Here is a 19,693-nt window from a genome sequence, read left to right on the forward strand (position 1 = left end):
CGGGGTCTGGGGCAGAGCCCCAGCAGGGTCCGGGGTGGCGCCCCGGCCGCCGAGACACGCCTTTCACCCCTCCGAATATCTCCATGGATGGTATTTGCCTAACCAATAGGTTAAGGGGTAAGCTGGAGGGACGGGTTCCGTTGCAACGTACAGGGGGATGCATGGACCTGATCATCATTACTTCCATAGGCATACAATTGACGGCTGCCGTGCTGGCGCTATTTCTGATCCCGGAGACGGGCCGCCGCTGGTCGTGGATACTGATCGCGGCGGGGTTGATCGGCATGGTGCACCGGCGGGTGCACACTCTGTACATGTTCTGGGAGGGGCGGGCGCAGCCGGACCTGGCCTTCGAGCTGATCGGGCTGCTGGTCTCGATCATCATCCTGTTGGGGATCTTGCAGATCCGGCCGATCTTCCGGCAGCTCAAGGCGGCCAACGAGAAGCTGGCCAAGAACGAGGAGCGGTTCCGGACCGTGGCGGACTTCACCTACGACTGGGAGTACTGGCGCGGACCGGACGGCGAATTCCTGTACATGTCGCCGTCGTGCGAACGGATCACCGGGTATCCGAGGTCCGCGTTCATGAAGGACCCGGAGCTTATGTTCAAAATGGTCCATCCCGAGGACCGGCCCATGGTCAAGGCGCATCTGCACCGGGAGCACCGCAACGAGGACACGGACACCCTTGATTTCCGCATCATCCGGGCGGACGGCACGCAGCACTGGCTGTCGCACCGGTGCGTGCCGGTGACCAACGAGCAGGGCACGTTCCTGGGCGCGCGGGCCAGCAACCGGATCATCGACCAGCGGGTGGAGGCCGAGCACCGGCTGCGCGAGAGCCGCAGGCTGTACCGCGACCTGGTGGAGCAAGCGCATTTCATCGTCCTCGAGGTGGACACCGAGGGCAAGGTCTTCTTCATCAACCGTTGGGGGCTCGACTTTTTCGGGTTCCGCGAAGGCGAGCTGACCGGCCGCGAGGCGCTGGGGCTGCTGCTGCCCGAGACCGACCATCAGGACCGCGACCTGCGCTCCCATTTCCATGATCTGCTCGAACACAATCCGGGCCACACCTTCACCGAAGTGGAGGTCGTGCGCCGCAACGAGAGCCGGGCCACCCTGTCGCTCGGCACCTCGGTCATGGTCGACGAGACCGGCCAGGCCACCGGCATCCTCTGCATCGGCATCGATATCACCGCGCGCAAGGCTGCGGAAAAGCTGAAGGAAGACGTGGAGCGCATCGTCCGGCACGATCTCAAATCGCCGCTCATGGGCATCATCGGCCTGCCGCGCCTCATGCAGGAGGACGAGAACCTCACGGACCGGCAAAAGGAGATGCTCCAGGTGGTCGAAGAGGCGGGCATGCAGATGATGGACCTGATCAACCAGTCCCTGACCCTGTACAAGCTCGAATCCGGCACCTACGAACACCAGCCCCAGTCCGTGGACTGGCTGGCCGTGATCATGCGCGCCGTGCGCGACACCTCCATGCACCGCGAACCCGCCTGCACCGTCGAAACCACCCTGGACGGCCGGGAGGTCGGAAAAGACATGCAACTCGTCATACAGGGCGACAGCACTCTGTTATACGGCATGACCGCCAACCTGCTCAAGAACGCGGTCGAGGCCTCGGGCGGCCAGCCTGTTCACGTGGACGTGACCAGCGGCGACCCCTGCGTGCTCGAGATCCGCAACCGGCTGCCCGTGCCCGATGAGGTGCGCCGGTCGTTCTTCGACAAATACTCCACCCACGGCAAACACAACGGCACCGGCCTGGGCACCTACTCCGCACGGCTCGCCGCCGAAGCGCACGGCGGCCATATATCCATGGACACCTCCCCGGAAACCGGCACCGTGGTCCGCGTGGCCCTGCCCAAAGGCGCGACCCAAGCCGCCTGATCGGGGTGGTGGTATGGCCTTGGGGGGGGCCTCCGGCGGCCCCTTCGGGTGAGCCCTCGCCGGGCGGCGTCTCCGACAGCCAGGGCGCTGCCCTATCGCTGCTGTCGACGGCTCTAAGACCGAGCAAGCTCGGCCTAAGACCCGACGCGGCCCCGCTTAAGGCCGAAGGCCTTAAGAATCCCATGTTCGCTTCGCTCAGGTACGTGCGGGCGCGAAAGGACGCGACGGAGCGCCTTCCGCCGTGCCGGTTGGCGATTTCGGGCAGGGCGGCCCTCCGAGGCCCATAGACGTCCGGCTCGAACACTTCGGGACACCGCCCTGCCGAGCTCCCGCCACACCCCGCGAACAACAATCGCCTCCCCGCGCACGCACGCCCCTGCCGAAGGCACACAAAAAGTTTGGGGGGGGGTCCAGGGAGAACCCTTTTCAAAGGGTTCCCCCTGGCGGGGTCCGGGGCAGCGCCCCGGCCGCCGGAGGCACGCCGGAGGCACGCCGGAGGCACAAAAAAAGCCCCCCGGCGGGTGCCGGGGGGCTTGTGATGGTCTGTTCGGGACAGCCTTACAGGGTCTGTTCCTTGAGTTTGACGCGCATGACGCGTTCGATGTCGCGGACCTGCGTCTTGTCTTCGCTGGTGACGAGGCTGACGGCGCTCCCGGAGCGGCCGGCGCGGCCGGTGCGGCCGATGCGGTGGGTGTAGGTTTCCACGGTATCGGGCATGTCGAAGTTGATGACGTGGGAGATACGGTCGCAGTCGATGCCTCGGGCGGCGATGTCGGTGGCGACCATGATGTCGAACCGGCCGTCGCGGAAGCCGTCCAGGGCGCGCTGGCGCTGGCTCTGGCTCATGTTGCCCTGGAGGAAGGTGGACTTGTATCCCTGGTTGGACAGTTTGCGGGCCAGGTTCTTGGCCTTGTGCTTGGTCCGGGTGAAGACGAGCACGCTTTGGCGGTCGCGGTTGTCCAGAAGCCGGGTGAGCAGGTCGCCCTTGAGGTTGCTGGCCGTGGCGTAGAAGCAGTGCTCCACGGACTCCACGGGCTGGGTATTGGCTACCTGAACGGTCTTGGGGTTGTTCAGGATGTTCTCGGCGAGCTTGCGGATATCATTGGGCATGGTGGCCGAGAAGAGCAGGTTCTGCCGTTTGGCGGGCAGCTTGGCCAGGATGCGCTTGATGTCGGGCATGAAGCCCATGTCGAGCATGCGGTCGGCCTCGTCCAGGACCAGGGTGTCGATGTGGTTGAGGGACACGGACCCCTTGCTCATCAGCCGGACCAGCCGGCCGGGGCAGGCCACGATGATGCGGCAATGCCCGAAGGCCTTGATCTGCGGGTTCATGCCCACGCCGCCGATGACCACGCCCGAGCGGATGCCGGTCTGTTTGCCCAGAGCGTTGAAGTTCTCGTCGATCTGCAGGGCGAGTTCGCGGGTGGGGGCCAGGACCAGGACGCTGGGCAGCGCCCGGCCGGACTTGTTGCTGGTCAGCAGCCGCTGCAGGATGGGCAGGGCGAAGGCAGCGGTCTTGCCGGTGCCGGTCTGGGCCAGTCCCATGACGTCGTGCCCTTTGAGCACGAGGGGAATGGCCTGTTCTTGAATGGGGGTGGGGGTTTCATAACCGCACCCCTTGACGCCGGCGAGGATGCGCCGGTCCAGGGAAAAATTGGAAAAAGTCATATAAACCTTTGGTAAAAAGGAGTTGTTTTCGACGGCGCGCGACAGCGGTCGGGGTCCGGGATTGCCCGGTATATCGGAAGAGCTCTGGTACGGGAGTAAATCTTGGTTCGACGGGGTGTGGAACGTTGGGCGCCCGATGGGGCAAAGAAGTATTCGTACGTCCAGTCACGCTGAGCTGGCCCTTTATCGGCCATTGGCCCGGCAAAGTAAAGAAGTATTTTCGGAGCGGTACGGAGGGGAAAAAACAAGGCCCCGGCGGGAGAGCGCAGGGGCCTTGCATTCAGGGCGTGTCCGGCCGGAAGGCCGGAAGGTCAGCTCCGTTGCGGCGGGCCGGGCACGACACCTGGCTTCAGGCCGGAGGGAGCCTGGCCGTTCGGGCCTTTTTCTTCGCGCTTGGGGGTGACGCTCGACCGGCAGAGCGGGCAGAGCGTTTCGAGGATCAGGGCATCCCAGGTTCCGGTCCATTGGCATTTGTCGCATTCGTAAAGCATATGTCCTCCTTGAGACAGTTGGGCCCCGGCCCGCAGACCGGGCCATAGAGGGTGAGTGAGAGGAAGATCAGGCCGTGACCGGATACGTGATCCCCGATCCTGCCGAATCGGTTTTCCGGCTTGGCTGTCCCCTGCATGTCGATGCGGGAGACGCCCTTGTCGAGCGTGGCGCTGATCTGATTGCGGTCGAAACAGCCGGGTGGTCGGACGCCGGAGCGTCGGCGACCTTTTTCCCGATCATTTCCATGCCCCGGTAGACAGGATGAGGACGCCGGTTGAATAAATCGGATGCGTCCCTTTGGCCGATGCCCGAACTATCGGGCCGGACGGCGTGTTCCTTGTCGGTGCCGCAGACGTCCGTCCCCGTGAGGAGGGGTGGAGACATCCACATGCGGGATTGCGTGAAACCGGGGGTGTTCGGCGGGCAAGCTGCCCTTGACCGGATTACATGGATTCGACCATGCCGTCGAATTCGGCGTGGAAGCGAACAGGCGATGCGGCGGTTGCGCCTTCTCCCGGCCCTTTTGCCGAACCGGGATTATTTGCCTGTGTTCCTCCCCGCTTGAACCTGTTCCCGGGACGATTCGGCCGGAGCCGGGGTGTCCATCATGGAGCGGAGCAAGGGGGGTGCCTTTCGACCATGCCAACTATAGCGACTATCGCGAGATAGTCAAGGCGGGGCTCCTGGCGCCGCCCCGGGGCGCGGTTCAGACCGCCCGGCGCATGCGGGGCGGACGTCTGCGGGCCAGGTCGAGCAGGGCGCGTCCGGCCTCGGCCAGCTCCCCGCTGTTGTCGATGGTCCGCAGGGCCGGGTGGCTGACCGCGTAGTCCCCGGCGCGCTGCAAACGGCCCTCGATCTCATCGGGCGTCTCGCGGCCGCGCAGGATGAGGCGCTGGCGCAGGATGTCCCGGTCCAGGGTGACCAGCACCGGGACGAGATCCGGGTAGCGGCGGGCGGCCTCGGGCAGGTAGGCGCGCGAGCCGTTGACCACCACGTTGAGGCCCGCCTCCAGCCAGGCGTCGATCTCGAGGCCCACGCCGTAGCGGTTGCCGTGGCTGTCCCAGGCGAGGGCGAACAGCCCGAGGTCCAGGCGGGCGCGGTACTCGTCGGGCAGCAGGGCCACGTGGTTCTCGCCCCCGGCGTCGGCCGGGCGGGTGATGTAGCGGTGTGCAAAGGCCGCCTCGCTGCCGGGACAGTGCTTGCGGGCGTAGAGCATGATGGAGTCCTTGCCGCAGCCGGAAGGACCGATGACGTAGATCAGGTTGCCGGGGATCATGAATTCTCCTTGGGGTTGCCGAGCCGGGCCCGGTGGATCAGCCGGAACGGAGTCGACCGGTCCGGCTGGTGGAAGAGGCAGAGTTCGCGGACCGGACGGGCACGGCCGGTGACGGGCGCGGCCAGGCCGGACAGGATGTCCGCAAGCCGCCCGCGCCGGTCCGGGTCCTCGACGCGGCCGGTCAGGGTGATGTGGAAGCGGAATTCGGAAAGCACGTAGGGATAGCCCCACTCGTCGAGCAGGCGGTCCTGGGCCGGGGTCAGATTCGGGGTCCGGCGGGCCGCGTTCTCCTCGGGGGTGGCCGGGACGCGCAGAGGGGTCATGGCCCGCAGGCACGCTTCGGCCACCTCGCCCAACCGGACCTGCCCGGCCGGGACCAGGGCCAGGAACGAGCCTATGGCGCGCACGGACAGGGGGGCCAGGTCGAACGGGTCCAGGGACGCGGCCAAGGCCTCCAGCCGGTCGATGATCCCGGCCTCGCTTACGCCGGGCAGGGGCGTGAAGGGCGGCATGAGCGTGCCGTGAAAGCCGTAGCGGCGGGGCGACTCGGTGGCCGCGCGCCATTCGTCCGGGGACAAACCGTCCGGCAGGGCAAGACGCACGGGATGGCCGGTCTCGTTGTCCCGGCCGAGCCAGGCCGCGCCGAAGCGGTCGAATGCGCCGCCTTGTTCCGGGGCGTAGTACACGCCGTAGCGTCCGTGGGTCTGCCGGTTCTCGGGAGCGTTCATGGCACCGTTCATAGGGCCGCGCCCTCGTACTTGTCCAGGAACGCCTCGATATCCAGCTCGCGGAAGTCTGGCAGCGCCTTGCCCAGATAGTCGTGGGGCCAGTCCCACCAGGCCAGGCGCAGGAGGCGCTGGCGCACCTCGGCCGGGAACCGCTCGCGGATTATCCGGGCCGGGACGCCGCCAACGATGGCGTAGGGCGGCACATCCTTCGAGACCACGGCCCCGGCCCCGATGACCGCGCCGTGCCCCACGTTCACGCCGGGCAGGACCACGGCCCCGTGGCCGATCCAGACGTCGCAGCCGATGCGCGTGCGCTGGGCGCGCCGCCACTCGAAGACCGAGTCGTCGTCCGGGCCGAAGCCGTAGCGGGCGCTGCGGTAGGTGAAGTGGTGCTGGGACGCCCGCCACATGGGGTGGTTGGTCGGCCCGATGCGCACGTCCGAGGCGATGGACGCGAACTTGCCGATGTCGGCATAGGCCACGTCGCAGCCGGAGCTGAGGTAGGCATAGTCGCCCAGGCTGGATTCGAGCATCAGACAGTCTTCCAGGACCTCGGTGTAGCGGCCGAGCGAGCTGTCACGGACCTCCGCCATGGGATGGACCGAGGGTTCCGGGCCGAGCCGGACGTCCCCCCGGGGGTGCGGGTGCATGTTCATGGCCTTTGACTGACAAATGCGCCCGGTTTGGAAAAGCACGGAAGCGCATCATTTCCGCGACGAAGATGACGGTCAGGTTACAACAAGTTGAAATCCCTTCCCAAAGCGGACAAGTGGGGGACTTGTCTAGTGTGCCCCGCCCGCCCTTGTCCTACCACGTTCCCGAACGCGGCCCGAACCCCGGGCCGGACAAACCCGGAACGCGGAACCATGCGCACGGCCCGATCACGGCTCCACCAGAATCTGCACCCAGTCGCTGGCGAACAGGCAGACCCCGAACTCCACGGGCACGCCGGTCTCGTCCACGTTGACGCTCTCGGTCACGAGCACCGGGCGGTTCCTGGGCTGGCCCAGTTCCCGGGCCTCCTCGGAGGTCGGCATGCGGGCGGTGATCCGGGTCTGCCTGCGCGAGTAGTCGGTCACCCCGAAGTGCTCCAGCGTCCGGGTCACGGACTTGAGTTCGCGGTAGACGCGGACCATGCCCGGAAACAGGGCCTTGGGGAAAAAGGCGGTGGAATAGCTGATGCGCCTGCCGTCCGCCTCGCCCGCGCTGGTGATCCGCGTGACCACCTCGCCCGGCTCGATGGCCAGGGCCTCGGCCACCTGCGGGTCGGCCTCGGCGTCCACGGCCGCGAGCAGGACGTTGCCCGGCGTGCGCCGCTGGCGGGACAGGTTCTCGCTGAACCGGGTGCGGCGGCTGACCGGATAGTGGATGACCGGTTCGCGCACGAAGGAGCCGCGCCCCTGTTCCACGCGGATACGTCCGTCCTCCTCGAGCACGGACAGAGCGCGACGGATGGTGTGGCGGTTGACCTGGAACTCCACGGACAGGCTGTGTTCCGACGGCAGCCGGTCGCCCGGACCGAACCGTCCGGACGCGATGGCCGCCTCCAGTCGGGCATGGATCTGCCGCCACAGGGCGATCCCGTTTCCGCGCGTGAGCATGAACGCACCTCGATTCTTTTTTCCGACCGGCAGAGCACAGGCTCCGTCGGTTGTCTAGACAACCTGTGAGGATTTCACACAAATGAAACCCGATAGTGACATGAAGGCCCCCATGGACCGGCAAACCCGAGCCAGAAAGGAATGGATGGGGGTCCTCGCCCGGACCGGCACCGAGAGCCTGGAGGCGGCCTACGCCCGGCTCGACCCCGAACCCCGTTACGAGCACCTGCGCCCGCCCGAGGTGGGCATGACCATGGTCCGCGCCAGGGCCGAGGCGCGCGGGCAGCGGTTCAATCTCGGCGAGATGACCATGTGCCGCTGCTCGGTCCGCCTTGCGGACGGCAGCGTGGGCCACGGCTTCGTGGCCGGGCGCGACGCACGGCACGCCGAACTGGCGGCGCTGTTCGACGCGCTGCTCCAGGACCCTGAATCCGGCCCCGCCCTGCACCGGGCCGTCATCGAACCGCTGTCGGCCTCCCTTGCGAAGGGACGCCGCGAGCGGGCAGCCAAAACCGCGGCCACCAGGGTGAACTTCTTCACCATGGTCCGCGGCCAAGACTAGGGGGAACCCATGCAAGGACACGCCATGGACGCGGCCAGGGAGCCGCGCGAACCGGCCCTTGAAAACCAGCGCATATTCCGGGCCATACTCCTGACCATGTCCCATCCGGGCACGGTCACCGTGCTCGGCAACTGGCCCCAGCCGCCCAAGGGGCTGCACCCGGCCGCGGCCGCGGTCTGCCTGGCCCTGGTGGACATGGACACGCCCCTGTGGATCGGTCCATCCGGGCCGCTGGATATCCAGACCTACCTGCGCTTCCACTGCGGCTGCACCGTCTGCCGCAAGCCGGAGAACGCGGCCTTCGGGCTGATCCTCGACGGGCAGGAACTGCCGGACCTCGGCCTGTTCCACCCCGGCGACCTGGAATACCCGGACCGCTCGGCCACCCTGATCATCCAGGTCAAGGCCCTGAACGTGGGCCGGGGCGTGCCGTTGTCCGGCCCGGGCATCAACGGCGAGACCCGGCTGCACGTGGACGGGCTCAACCCGGACTTCTGGCGGTCGCTGCAGCGCAACGGACGGCGCTTCCCCCTGGGATTCGACGTCATTCTGGCAACTCAAACGGAGATCGTCTCCCTGCCGAGGACGATCCAGGTGGGTATTTAACGTGTACGTAGCCGTCAAGGGTGGCGAACAGGCCATCGAGAACGCCCATCGGCTCATGGCCGAGGAGCGGCGGGGCGAGCCAAGCGTCCCGGAACTGACCGTGGAACAGATTCTTCAACAGATGCGCCTGGCCGTGGACCGGGTCATGAGCGAGGGCGCGTTGTACGACCCCTGGCTCGCGGCCCTGGCCGTGAAGCAGGCGCGCGGCGACCTGGTGGAGGCGACCTTTCTCTTGCGGGCCTACCGCACGACCCTGCCCAGGCTGTACGACTCCCAGCCCGTGGACACCACGGCCATGGAGGTCCGGCGCCGCATCTCCGCGACCTTCAAGGACATCCCCGGAGGCCAGGTCCTCGGACCGACCTTCGACTACACCCACCGGCTCCTGGACTTCGCCCTGGCCGCCGAGAGCCGCCTTGAACCGACGGCCACGGTCCCGGTCCCGGAGCAAAGCCCGGATCAAGCCGGGCCGCCCCTGTCCAGGGTCATGGACCTGCTGGCCAAGGAGGGGCTGGTGGACCGGACCGGCGATGGGGACGATAAAGACGGAGCGCGCCCCGTGGGCGACATAACCCGCGACCCGCTGACCTATCCGGCCGCCCGCGACGTGCGTCTGCAGAACCTGGCGCGCGGGGACGAGGGATTCCTGCTGGCGCTGGGCTATTCCAGCCAGCGCGGGTTCGGCGACAACCATCCCTTTGCGGGCGAGATCCGCATGGGCGAGGTGGCCGTGTCGATCCTCCCGGACGAACTCGGCTTCGAGGTGGAGATCGGCGACATCACCGTGTCCGAGTGTGAGATGGTCACCAGCTTCAAGGGGTCCAAGGACGAGCTGCCCCGGTTCACGCGCGGCTACGGCCTGTCCTTCGGCTACAACGAACGCAAGGCCATGGCCATGTCCCTGGTGGACCGCTCCCTCCAGGCCCGCGAGCTCGGCGAAGACATCGACGCCCCGTCCCGGGATGAGGAATTCGTCCTGTCCCACAGCGACAACGTGGAGGCCCAGGGATTCGTCCAGCACCTCAAGCTGCCGCACTACGTGGACTTCCAGGCCGACCTGGTCATGGTCCGGGCGATGCGGGCCGAGATCCTCAAACGGGCCGAAGCCAAGGCCGAGACCGAGGAGGCCGCATGACCGCCGCGACGCAAACCCCTCCCGCCGTGGAGGCGGGCTACAACTACGGTTATTTGAACGAGCAGACCAAGCGGATGATCCGCCGGGCCATCCTCAAGGCCGTGGCCATCCCCGGCTACCAGGTGCCCTTTGCCGGGCGCGAGATGCCCATGCCTTACGGCTGGGGCACGGGCGGCATCCAGCTGTCCGCCTCCATCCTCGGCCCGGACGACGTCTTCAAGGTCATCGACCAGGGCGCGGACGACACCACCAACGCGGTCTCCATCCGCAAGTTCTTCGCCAAGGTCACCGGGGTGAAGACCACCGAGCGGACCGGTGAGGCCACGGTCATCCAGACCCGCCACCGCATCCCGGAAACCCCGCTCACGGACGGCCAGATCATGGTCTACCAGGTGCCCATCCCCGAGCCCCTGCGCTGGGTGGAGCCGCGCGAGACCGAGACGCGGACCATGCACGCGCTGGAGGAGTACGGGGTCATGCACGTCCAGCTCTACGAGGACATCGCCCGGCACGGGCGCATCGCCACCAACTACATGTACCCGGTCAAGGTCAACGGACGGTACATCATGAGCCCGTCGCCCATCCCCAAATTCGACAACCCCAAGCTCGACGACTCCCCGGCCCTGCACGTCTTCGGCGCGGGCCGCGAGAAGCGCATCTACGCCATCCCGCCCTACACCGAGGTCAAGAGCCTGGATTTCAAGGACTACCCCTTCGAGGTGGAGACCTGGGACGGCTGCTGCGCCCTGTGCGGGGCCACGGACAGCTACCTGGACGAGGTCATCCTCAACGACGCGGGCGAGCGCATGTTCGTCTGCTCGGACACGGACTACTGCGCCACCCGGCGCAGCCAGGGGCACGCCGGACCCATGGCCGGACGCGAGGAACTCTCGGAACTGACGGGCGCAACGCCGGACAAACAGGACGAAAACCAATGACGACCCTACCGCAACCCATGATCCGCGTGCGCAACGTCACCAAGAAATACGGCGAGATGATCGGCTGCCGGGACATCTCCTTCGACCTCTGGCCCGGCGAGGTCATGGGCATCGTGGGCGAGTCCGGCTCGGGCAAGTCCACCCTGCTCGCCTGCCTGTCCGGCAGGCTCGAACCGACCTCGGGCAACGTCGGCTACGCGTCGCGCGAGTTCGGCGACATCGACGTGCACGGCTGCGCCGAGCCCGTGCGGCGCAAGCTGTTGCGCACCGAGCTCGGCGTGGTCCACCAGAACCCGCGCGACGGGCTCAGGCTGGGCGTCACGGCCGGGGCCAACCTGGGCGAGCGGCTGATGTCCATCGGCGCGCGCCACTACGGAAACATCCGCGCCGAGGCGCTCAAGTGGCTGGCCGAGGTGGAGATCGAGGCCGGACGCATCGACCATTTCCCCAAGACCTTTTCCGGCGGCATGCAGCAGCGGCTGCAGATCGCCTGCAACCTGATCACCAACCCGAGGATCGTGTTCATGGACGAGCCCACCGGCGGCCTGGACGTGTCCGTGCAGGCCAAGCTGCTGGACCTGTTGCGCAACCTGGTCTCCCGGCTCGGATTGTCGGTCATCATCGTTACCCACGACCTGGCCGTGGCCCGTCTGCTGGCCCACCGGCTGATGGTCATGCAGCGCGGCGAGGTGGTCGAGACCGGGCTGACCGACCAGGTCCTGGACGATCCCCAACACCCCTACACCCAGCTGCTGGTCTCCTCGATCCTGCAGGCCTAGGAGCGCACATGTCCAACGACAACACCATGATTTCCGTTCGCGGCCTGGACAAGACCTTCACCCTGCACACCCAGGGCGGCACGGTCATCCCGGTCTTCTCCGGGCTGACCCTCGACGTGGACGCGGGCGAGTGCGTGGCCCTGGCCGGAGCATCGGGCGCGGGCAAGTCCTCGCTCATCTGCTCGCTGTACGGCAACTACCGGCCGCAGCGCGGGTCCGTGGCCATCCGCCACGAGGGCGAGATGGTCGATATCACCTCCGCCACCCCCAGGCAGGTCCTGGACATCCGCAAGCGGACCATGGGCTATGTCAGCCAGTTCCTGCGCGTGGTGCCCCGCGTACCGGCCCTGGATGTGGTGGCCGAGCCCCTGGTGACGCTGACCGGCGGCCTCAAGGAGGCCCGCGACCGGGCCGCCTTCCTGCTCAAACGGCTGAACATCCCGTCCGCCCTGTGGTCCCTGCCCCCGGCCACCTTCTCGGGCGGCGAGCAACAGCGGGTCAACATTGCGCGCGGCTTCAGCGTGGAATACCCGGTCCTGTTGCTCGACGAGCCCACCGCCTCCCTGGACGCCGAAAACCGGCGGGTGGTGGTCTCCCTGATCAACGAGGCCAAGGCACGGGGCACGGCCGTGGTCGGCATCTTCCACGACGAGGAAGTGCGCGACCTGGTGGCCGACAGACTGTTCGAAATGCGCAGCTTCAAGGAGGCCGCATAGTTATGGACCGCATCATCAAGAACGCGCGCATCGTCCTGCGCGACGAGATCCTCACCGGCTCGGTCAAGATTACGGACGGGGTCATCCAGGCCATCGAGCCGGGGCCGTGCCACGCGACCAACGCGCTGGACCTGGAAAACGACTACCTCCTGCCCGGCTTCGTGGAGCTGCACACCGACAACCTGGAGCAGGAGCTGGAGCCCAGGCCGGGCGTGTTCTGGCCCGACCCCATCGGCGCGGTCCTGGCCCACGACAACACCATGGCGGGCGCGGGCGTAACCACGGTCCTCGACGCGGTCTCGCTGGGCGAGTACCACGACGGCCCCAACCGCTCGGAGATGATGCGCATGTCCCTGCGGGCGCTTTCCCGGGCGCGAGCCACCGGGGTGCTCAAGGCGGACCACCGGCTGCACCTGCGCTGCGAATTTTCCGACCCCAAGGTCATGGACATGCTCCTGCCGCACATCGACGACCCGGTCCTCATGCTCGTTTCGCTCATGGACCACACTCCGGGACAGCGGCAGTTCACGGACACGGACAAGTACCGCAAATACTACAAGAAGGGCTGGAGCGACGAGGAATTCGCCGAGATCGAACAGCGGCTGCGCGCCACCCAGCAGGCGTGCGCGGCCGACAACCGCGAACGCATCGTCTCCCTGTGCCGCGAACGGGGTCTGCCCATGGCCAGCCACGACGACACCCTGGCCGAGCACATCACCCAGGCCGTGGCCGAGGGCATGGCCATTTCCGAGTTTCCGACCACCCTGGAGGCCGCCCGCCTGGCCCGCGAAGCGGGCATCCGCATCGTCATGGGCGGGCCCAACCTGGTGCGCGGCGCGTCCCACTCGGGCAACGTCTCGGCCCGCGAACTGGCCGAAGCGGGTCTGCTCGACATCATCTCCTCGGACTACGTGCCCGGCAGCCTGGTTGCCGGGGCGTTCGCCCTGCACCGCCATCTGGACTTCTCCCTGCCCGAGGCCGTGGCCCGGATCAGCGCCAACCCGGCGCAGGCCGTGGGGTTGGCCGACCGGGGGGCCATCGGTTGCGGCCTGCGCGCGGACCTGGTCCGTGTACGCGAGATCGAAGGCGTGCCCGCCGTGTTACAAACCTGGGCGGTCGGATGTTCCGGACCGTTTGAAATACCAGCCAAAAACGCGGCCTGAATGTGACAACCGCAAGCGACGATTTCGTCAAACCGTCACCCGGTCACCATACCCCTGTTGCAGGGGCTGTGTAGACCGTTCACGGTGAGGGAAGCCGTAGCCGCAGGGCCGCGCCTCCCCCGTACCTATCCAAAAGAACGAGTCGGGAGGCTTTCATGAAATCCATCGATATCCGCAACCGCCAGCACCGCGAGGCCATCCGGGCCAAGGGGCTGAGCAAGGTCTACCCCAACGGCACCGTGGCCCTGAAAGACGTGTCCGTGACCGTCAACGCGGACGACTTCTGCGTCATCATCGGCCTGTCCGGGGCGGGCAAGTCCACGCTGCTGCGCTGCATGAACCGGCTCATCCGCCCGACCCAGGGGTCCATCGCCCTGTTCGGCGAGGACGTCACCCGGGTCAACGGCGGCCAGCTGCGCCAGGTGCGCCGCCGCGTAGGCATGATCTTTCAGCAGTTCAACCTGGTCCGCCGCCTGACCGTGATCGAGAACGTGCTGGTCGGGCGGCTGCGCTTCAACGCCCACCCGGTCAAGCGCTGCCTGTCCATGTTCCGCCAGTTCTCCAGGGCCGAGCGCGAGTTCGCCTTCGACTGCCTGCGGCAGGTGGGCATCGGGGACCTGGCCTTCCGCCGGGCCGACGCCCTGTCCGGCGGCCAGCAGCAGCGCGTGGCCATCGCCCGCGCCCTGGCCCAGGAGCCCGAGGTCTTCCTGGCCGACGAGCCCATCGCCAGCCTCGACCCGCGCAGCTCGGAAACGGTCATGCAGATCCTAGCCAAGATCCACGAGGACAAGGGCATCCCGGTGCTCGTGAACCTGCACCACATCGATTTCGCCCAGCGCTACGGCAAGCGCATCCTGGGCATGTCCAAAGGCGAACTGATCTTTGACGGCACGGCCCGCGACCTGGACGCCGAGACCGTGTCGTGCATCTACGGCGACAAGGCGGAAGAGGCCCTGGAAGAGCTCTCCGCCGCCTGATCCATACCCGGCAGCGAACCGGCCGCCGATCGGCAAGTACTGCGTCAACCTCAACAACCACAGGAGATTCCCCCATGTTCTCGAAACTGTCCAAAGTGCTCATGACGGCGGCCCTGGTGCTGACCGTGGCCCTGCCCGGCCTGGCCTTCGCCGGCCCCGCCCAGTGGCCCACGACCCTGAAGCTCGGCTTCATCCCCACCGAAGGCGCGGCCGACTCCGCCAAGCGCGCCAAGCCCATCGCCGCCGAACTGGAAAAGGACCTCGGCGTCAAGGTCGAGGTCTTCACCGCCTCGGACTACAACGGCATCATCACCGCCATGGCCAACAAGCACATCGACCTGGCCTACTTCGGCCCCAAGAGCTACGTGGAGGCCGCTGAAAAGGCCAACGCCGAGGCCGTGGTCATGGAACTGAACAAGGACGGCCAGCCCGGCTACACCGGCATCATCATCACCAAGAAGGGCTCCGGCATCACCGACATGGACAAGGCCAAGGGCAAGACCTTCGCCTTCACCGATCCCAACTCCACCTCCGGCTACCTCGTGCCCAACGTCATCTTCGCCCGCGACATGAAGATCGACCCCGAGAAGTTCTTCAAGGAAGTGCGGTTCTCCGGCTCCCACGGCGCGTCCATCCTGGCCGTCAAGAACGGCTCCATCCAGGTGGCCGCCACCAACAACATCGACATGGACCGCATGATCGAGAAGGGCGCCGCCTCCCTGGAGGACTTCAACATCATCAAGCGCTCCGACATGATCCCGGGCGCGCCCATCGCCGTGCGCAAGGACCTGCCCGAGAGCCTGAAGGTGGCCATCGCCGGTTCCCTGCTCAAGATCAACGACGACCCCGAGGCCCTGCAGATCCTGCAGAACGGCGGCTACCGCCACACCTCGGACAAGGACTACGACATGGTCCGCTACCTCAAGCGTCTCAAGGCCGAACTGGCCAAGAAGAAGTAACGATGACTCATGATCTGACACTCGATCAGGTCACTCCCAGGAAGAGCTTCCCCCGGAAGCTCGCCCTGGGGGGCCTGGTGGCCATCGTCCTGGCCGTGCTCGTCGCCTCCTACATCTCCACGGACATCGACCCGTTCAAGCTGTACACCAAGCGCCAGAACGCCTTCGAGTACCTCTTCGGTCGGCAGCTCAACGACGCGGACAAGCAGGCGGCCATGGACCAGGCCAAGCGATTGCCCGCGATCATCGCCTTTGAGGAGTCCTACCAGGCGGTCAAGGCGGAGTACGCCGCCACCGGCAAGACGCTCGACCCGGTGACCATGCAGCGCGAGGCCCAAAAACGCGCCGACGCGCGCATGAAGGCCATGTCCCCGGCGGACCGCGACCGCATCGTGCAGAGCGAATACGACCGCATCGCGGACGAGAAGACCGGCGGCTATTTCCCGCCCGAAACCGCCTGGCCACACCTCATGGAGTACTCCAAGGCGCTCATCGAGACCGTGGCCATCGCCATCTGGGGCACGCTCATCGCCTTTATCGCGGCCATCCCCATGGCCATGTTCGCGGCCAGCAACACCCTGGAGCTGATGGTCCAGGGCGACGGCGTCTGGCAGCGCGCGGTGCGCTGGTTCGGCCAGTTCGCGGCCCGGCGCGTGCTCGACTTCTGCCGCGGGTTCAACGAGTTCGTCATGGCCCTCATCTTCGTGGCCGTCATCGGCCTGGGCCCCTACGCGGGCGTCCTGGCGCTCGCCATCCACACCTTCGGCATCCTGGGCAAGGTCTTTTCCGAGGCCATCGAACAGATCGAACCCGGCCAGGTCGAGGCCGTCACCGCCTCGGGCGCTGGCCCGGCCCAGATCATGGCCTTCTCGGTCGTGCCGCAGATCATGCCGCTCGTCGTCAGCTATACCCTGCTGCGCTTCGAATCCAACGTCCGCTCCGCCACCATCCTCGGCTTCGTGGGCGCGGGCGGCATCGGCTTCCTCATGTTCGACAAGATCAACGGCTACCTCTACCGCGAAGTCTGCACCATGATGATCATGGTCATCGTCTCCGTGACCATCATCGACTACCTCTGCGGCATCCTGCGTAGAAAGTTCGTTTAGGCGCGCCTCCGGCGGCCGGGGGGAAGGGGAAGGAAAACCCTTTGAAAAGGGCTTTTCCTTCCCCTTCCCCCCGGACCCCCCATCCCCATCCTTTCCGAAACTTCTTGTGCCGCTGCGCGGATGACAAAGCGCGATAAAACATCTGTTTCTCCAACAGTCCCAAAACGCCGCGAAACCGCTTGGACGGCTCGCGCCAACCTCGCCCGCGGCGTTGGCAACCGTCCCGAAGTGTTCGCGCCGGACGGCCCTCCAAAACACCATGGCCTTCCGGCGCGAACACTTCGGGACACCGCCCAGCCAACCCCTACCCACCTCTCCGCAAAACACCCCGCCACCCCGCACACGCACCTTCGCCGCAGGCGACACAAAAAGTTTTGAAGGGGAGTCCAGAGGGGAAACTTTTCCAAAAGTTTCCCCTCTGGCGGGGTCCGGGGCAGCGCCCCGGCCGCCGGAGGCATTCCCCTCCCATTGTGCGACCTGTTGCAGTTGGTTGCGACCGCTGGCGGGGGCGCGTATAGGTGCTGGTATGAAATTCGTGGGCGTGGACGGATGCAAGGCTGGTTGGTGCGCGGCCTGGGTGAGCAATGACCGGTGGGACGTGGGCGTCTATCCGGCGTTCGCGGACCTGTGGGAGGAGCACCGGGACGCGGCAAACGTACTGGTGGACATCCCCATCGGGCTGGCGGACAACGCCGAGCGCAGAGCCGAAAAACTGCTCCGGGAACGGCTCGGCCCGAGGCGGAGCAGCGTGTTCAATACGCCCGCCCGTGCGGCCCTCCACACCGGGTCCAAGGAGACGGCAAAGGCAATCAACCGGAAAGCCTCCGGTAAGTCTTTGTCCGAACAATCCTTGGGTATTATGAAGAAGATTGCGGAAGTCGATTTATTTTTCGCCGCCAACAAAGAGACTGTGGAAAAAGTGTTCGAATCGCATCCGGAGCTGGCCTTTGCGCTGGCTGGCGGAGCGCCCATGAAATATCCCAAGCGGGACACGCCCGGTGTGGTGGAGCGGTATGAGATTCTGACGCGGTTCGTGCCGGACGTGCGCGGATTGCTGGACCGGGTGCGGGGTACGCATCCGGCCTCCAAGGTGGCCGGGGACGACGTGTTCGACGCCCTGATCCTGGCCGTGACCGGACGGCAGGGCGAAGGGCGATTGCGGTCCCTGCCCGATCCGGTGGAACGGGACGCGGCGGGGCTGCCCATGGCCATCTGGTACGCTGAATTCGACAAGTAACGAGGTTTTCATGATCGAGCATATACTGCGGACCGCGCGCAAAGGCGCGTTGTGGCTCTGCCTGCCGGGCCTGGTACTGGCCCTGGGCGCGTGCGTGAAGAACGCGCCCGAGACGCGGCCCGACGCCATCGGGGATGCGTCCATGCCGGTGACGTTCCTGCCCCAGAAGGGCGAGTTCATCTCCAACTACGGACAACCGCTGAGCCTGGAAGAAGTCGTCGCCATGGCAAGAGGTTACGACTATATCCTCATCGGCGAGGGGCACCGCAACCCGGTGGACCACAAGGTACAGCAAGCACTGCTGGACGGACTGTCCGGCAACGGCGACGGGTTGTCCCTGGGGCTGGAGATGGTCGGCGTGGACCGGCAGCAGGAGCTGGACGATTACTGCAAGGGTCAGGTCAGCCTGGACGGGCTGCCCGACGAGCTCGATTGGGCCGAGAACTGGGGCTATGATTTCGGGCTGTTCCGCGACCATTTCGCCATTGCCAAGCGCAACGGCGTGCCCGTGGCCGGGCTGAACGTGCCGTCGAAAGTGGTGCGCAAGATATCCAAGGATGGGCTGGATGGGCTGAGCGATGAGGAGCGGGCGCTGCTGCCCGCCGAGATCGTGCCGCCCGCCACGGACCAGCGCGCGTTCCTGAACGCGGTCATGGCCATGCACAAGAACAAGGACGCCAAGGACGAACAGGAGCGCGAGCGGTTCTATCTGGTCCAGTCCATCTGGGACTCCAAGATGGCCGAGCAGGCCGTGCGGCTGCGCAGGCAGTATGACTGGCCCGTGCTGGTGGTGGCCGGGGCAGGGCACGTGGAATACGGCTGGGGCATCGCCAAGCGCATCCGCTGGTTCGACCCGGCGGCGCGCATCCTAACGATCATGCCGTGGCGGGGCGGTGAGTTCGATTCCGAGGCCGGGGACGTGTTCTTCTATTCGCCGGACACCTACCGTTCGCGCATGGGCATGGTCCTGTCCGGCCAGGTGGACGGTATCCTGGTGGAGTCCGTATCGCGCGGCTCGAGGGCGGACCGGGCCGGACTGCGCCCGGGCGACCTGCTGACCGAGGCATCCGGCATCCCGCTGGAGGGCTTGTTCAGCCTGCACTTGGCCGGGACCAAGGTGCACGACGCGGACGAGCCGTTGGTCTTCACGGTCCTGCGGGGCGGGAAGACCTTTACCGCCGACCTGGGCAGGCTCGGCAGACCCAAGGCCGGGAAAAAAGCCATGACAAAACCCGCTCCCGAACCAGAGCCTGATCCAGAGCCCGAGGCCGATTCCGGGCCCAAGGCCGAGCCCGAGTCCAAGCTCGCCGGAACCCCGACAACGGAGGCCCGATAGATGCGCCGCGCCTGTCTGATCCTGTGCAGTCTGCTTGTTTTCGCTGTTCCGGCCCTGGCCGACAACCTGTCCGGGCTGCTGCCCGAAACCGCGGGCGGGCTCAAACGGGTGCAGCTGATCACCGGGGCCGAGGCGCAGGCCGAGGTGGACCGGCTGCACGGCAAGGCGCTCACGGCCGAAGCCAGCGCCATCGCCCGCTACGCGCAGGACGGCGGACGTCCGGCCGAGGTCTGGGTGTCGCGGGTGGCCACGGAGAAAGAGGCCCGCCGCCAGACCGGGCTCATGGTCCACAAGATGTTCGAGAATCCCAAGTCGCCCTTCAAGGACCCCAAGCGGATCGAGCACAACGGGCTGGCCGTGTACCGGTTCTCCGGCATGGGCCAAACGCATCTCATCTGGCACTCGGGCGATCTGGTCTGGTGGGTGAGCGTCGCGCCGGACAAGGCGCAGCCGTTGCTGGACGCCTTCTGCCGCTGACGTTTGACAGCAATTCCCCGCCTCCGATATAGGGTGTAT

Annotated in this window: 21 protein-coding genes; 15 read left to right on the forward strand and 6 right to left on the reverse strand. The window is 66.5% G+C overall.

The window, feature by feature from the left end; all coding sequences use genetic code 11:
* Positions 1–161: 161 nt before the first annotated feature.
* Positions 162–1,898, forward strand: a complete 1,737-nt coding sequence (locus ACR42D_RS19080) for a PAS domain S-box protein (RefSeq protein WP_484568372.1) — start codon at positions 162–164, stop codon at positions 1,896–1,898.
* A 558-nt stretch (positions 1,899–2,456) separates the two neighbouring features.
* On the opposite strand, the gene ACR42D_RS19085 is transcribed toward ACR42D_RS19080, so the two are convergent.
* Positions 2,457–3,566 carry a DEAD/DEAH box helicase gene (locus ACR42D_RS19085; RefSeq protein ID WP_484568373.1) on the reverse strand — a complete coding sequence of 370 codons (1,110 nt, stop codon included), beginning with the start codon at positions 3,564–3,566 and terminating at the stop codon, positions 2,457–2,459.
* Positions 3,567–3,877: 311 nt separating this feature from the next.
* Entirely contained in the window at positions 3,878–4,057 is a 180-nt protein-coding gene (locus ACR42D_RS19090; RefSeq protein ID WP_484568374.1) for a hypothetical protein, read from the reverse strand.
* A gap of 74 nt (positions 4,058–4,131) precedes the next feature.
* Between ACR42D_RS19090 and ACR42D_RS19095 the strand changes: the two genes are divergently transcribed.
* The gene (locus ACR42D_RS19095) at positions 4,132–4,314 is read left to right on the forward strand and encodes a hypothetical protein (protein WP_484568375.1); all 183 of its coding nucleotides are present in this window, start codon (positions 4,132–4,134) and stop codon (positions 4,312–4,314) included.
* A gap of 450 nt (positions 4,315–4,764) precedes the next feature.
* Here the strand turns inward: ACR42D_RS19095 and phnN are convergent, their stop codons facing one another.
* The 4 genes from phnN to phnF all read right to left on the reverse strand — a co-directional run bounded on the left by phnN (position 4,765) and on the right by phnF (position 7,663).
* Positions 4,765–5,334, reverse strand: coding sequence for a phosphonate metabolism protein/1,5-bisphosphokinase (PRPP-forming) PhnN (gene phnN, locus ACR42D_RS19100; protein ID WP_484568376.1), 570 nt, complete (start codon positions 5,332–5,334; stop codon positions 4,765–4,767).
* Positions 5,331–6,074 carry a DUF1045 domain-containing protein gene (locus tag ACR42D_RS19105; RefSeq protein WP_484568377.1) on the reverse strand — a complete coding sequence of 248 codons (744 nt, stop codon included), beginning with the start codon at positions 6,072–6,074 and terminating at the stop codon, positions 5,331–5,333. Before ACR42D_RS19105 ends, phnN begins: the two co-directional genes overlap by 4 nt.
* Positions 6,071–6,712, reverse strand: coding sequence for an LbetaH domain-containing protein (locus ACR42D_RS19110; RefSeq protein WP_484568378.1), 642 nt, complete (start codon positions 6,710–6,712; stop codon positions 6,071–6,073). The genes ACR42D_RS19105 and ACR42D_RS19110 overlap by 4 nt, the downstream gene beginning before the upstream one ends.
* Before the next feature lie 231 nt (positions 6,713–6,943).
* Entirely contained in the window at positions 6,944–7,663 is a 720-nt protein-coding gene (phnF, locus tag ACR42D_RS19115; protein WP_484568379.1) for a phosphonate metabolism transcriptional regulator PhnF, read from the reverse strand.
* Positions 7,664–7,745: 82 nt separating this feature from the next.
* Here phnF and phnG point away from each other — a divergent pair, with 82 nt between their 5' ends.
* The 13 genes from phnG (at position 7,746) to ACR42D_RS19180 (ending at position 19,654) form a co-directional block, all read left to right on the forward strand.
* Positions 7,746–8,225, forward strand: a complete 480-nt coding sequence (gene phnG / locus ACR42D_RS19120) for a phosphonate C-P lyase system protein PhnG (RefSeq protein ID WP_484568380.1) — start codon at positions 7,746–7,748, stop codon at positions 8,223–8,225.
* Between the two features lie 9 nt (positions 8,226–8,234).
* The gene (phnH, locus tag ACR42D_RS19125; protein WP_484568381.1) at positions 8,235–8,831 is read left to right on the forward strand and encodes a phosphonate C-P lyase system protein PhnH; all 597 of its coding nucleotides are present in this window, start codon (positions 8,235–8,237) and stop codon (positions 8,829–8,831) included.
* Between the two features lies 1 nt (position 8,832).
* Entirely contained in the window at positions 8,833–9,966 is a 1,134-nt protein-coding gene (locus ACR42D_RS19130; RefSeq protein WP_484568382.1) for a carbon-phosphorus lyase complex subunit, read from the forward strand.
* On the forward strand, positions 9,963–10,904 hold the full coding sequence (locus tag ACR42D_RS19135; protein ID WP_484568383.1) for an alpha-D-ribose 1-methylphosphonate 5-phosphate C-P-lyase PhnJ: 942 nt from the start codon (positions 9,963–9,965) through the stop codon (positions 10,902–10,904). Before ACR42D_RS19130 ends, ACR42D_RS19135 begins: the two co-directional genes overlap by 4 nt.
* On the forward strand, positions 10,901–11,683 hold the full coding sequence (phnK, locus tag ACR42D_RS19140) for a phosphonate C-P lyase system protein PhnK (RefSeq protein ID WP_484568384.1): 783 nt from the start codon (positions 10,901–10,903) through the stop codon (positions 11,681–11,683). Before ACR42D_RS19135 ends, phnK begins: the two co-directional genes overlap by 4 nt.
* An 8-nt stretch (positions 11,684–11,691) precedes the next feature.
* A complete protein-coding gene (gene phnL, locus ACR42D_RS19145; protein WP_484568385.1) occupies positions 11,692–12,399 on the forward strand; it encodes a phosphonate C-P lyase system protein PhnL in 708 nt (235 codons plus the stop codon).
* A gap of 2 nt (positions 12,400–12,401) precedes the next feature.
* Entirely contained in the window at positions 12,402–13,562 is a 1,161-nt protein-coding gene (locus tag ACR42D_RS19150) for an alpha-D-ribose 1-methylphosphonate 5-triphosphate diphosphatase (RefSeq protein ID WP_484568386.1), read from the forward strand.
* Between the two features lie 155 nt (positions 13,563–13,717).
* Positions 13,718–14,539: a phosphonate ABC transporter ATP-binding protein gene (gene phnC, locus ACR42D_RS19155; RefSeq protein ID WP_484568387.1), complete on the forward strand. Its 822-nt coding sequence runs from the start codon at positions 13,718–13,720 to the stop codon at positions 14,537–14,539.
* 74 nt (positions 14,540–14,613) lie between these two features.
* A complete protein-coding gene (gene phnD / locus ACR42D_RS19160; protein WP_484568388.1) occupies positions 14,614–15,498 on the forward strand; it encodes a phosphonate ABC transporter substrate-binding protein in 885 nt (294 codons plus the stop codon).
* Between the two features lie 2 nt (positions 15,499–15,500).
* Positions 15,501–16,604, forward strand: coding sequence for a phosphonate ABC transporter, permease protein PhnE (phnE, locus tag ACR42D_RS19165; protein WP_484568389.1), 1,104 nt, complete (start codon positions 15,501–15,503; stop codon positions 16,602–16,604).
* Positions 16,605–17,130: 526 nt separating this feature from the next.
* Complete coding sequence (locus tag ACR42D_RS19170) at positions 17,131–17,841, forward strand: DUF429 domain-containing protein (RefSeq protein ID WP_484568390.1); 711 nt, start codon at positions 17,131–17,133, stop codon at positions 17,839–17,841.
* 10 nt (positions 17,842–17,851) lie between these two features.
* Positions 17,852–19,177 (forward strand): ChaN family lipoprotein, encoded by a 1,326-nt coding sequence (locus tag ACR42D_RS19175; RefSeq protein ID WP_484568391.1) that lies wholly within the window; start codon positions 17,852–17,854, stop codon positions 19,175–19,177.
* Positions 19,178–19,654, forward strand: a complete 477-nt coding sequence (locus ACR42D_RS19180; protein WP_484568392.1) for a hypothetical protein — start codon at positions 19,178–19,180, stop codon at positions 19,652–19,654.
* The last annotated feature ends 39 nt before the right edge of the window (positions 19,655–19,693 follow it).

The organism is Pseudodesulfovibrio sp. lm2024 (genome assembly GCF_051175575.1).
GTDB classification, from domain to species: Bacteria; Desulfobacterota; Desulfovibrionia; order Desulfovibrionales; family Desulfovibrionaceae; genus Pseudodesulfovibrio; species Pseudodesulfovibrio caledoniensis.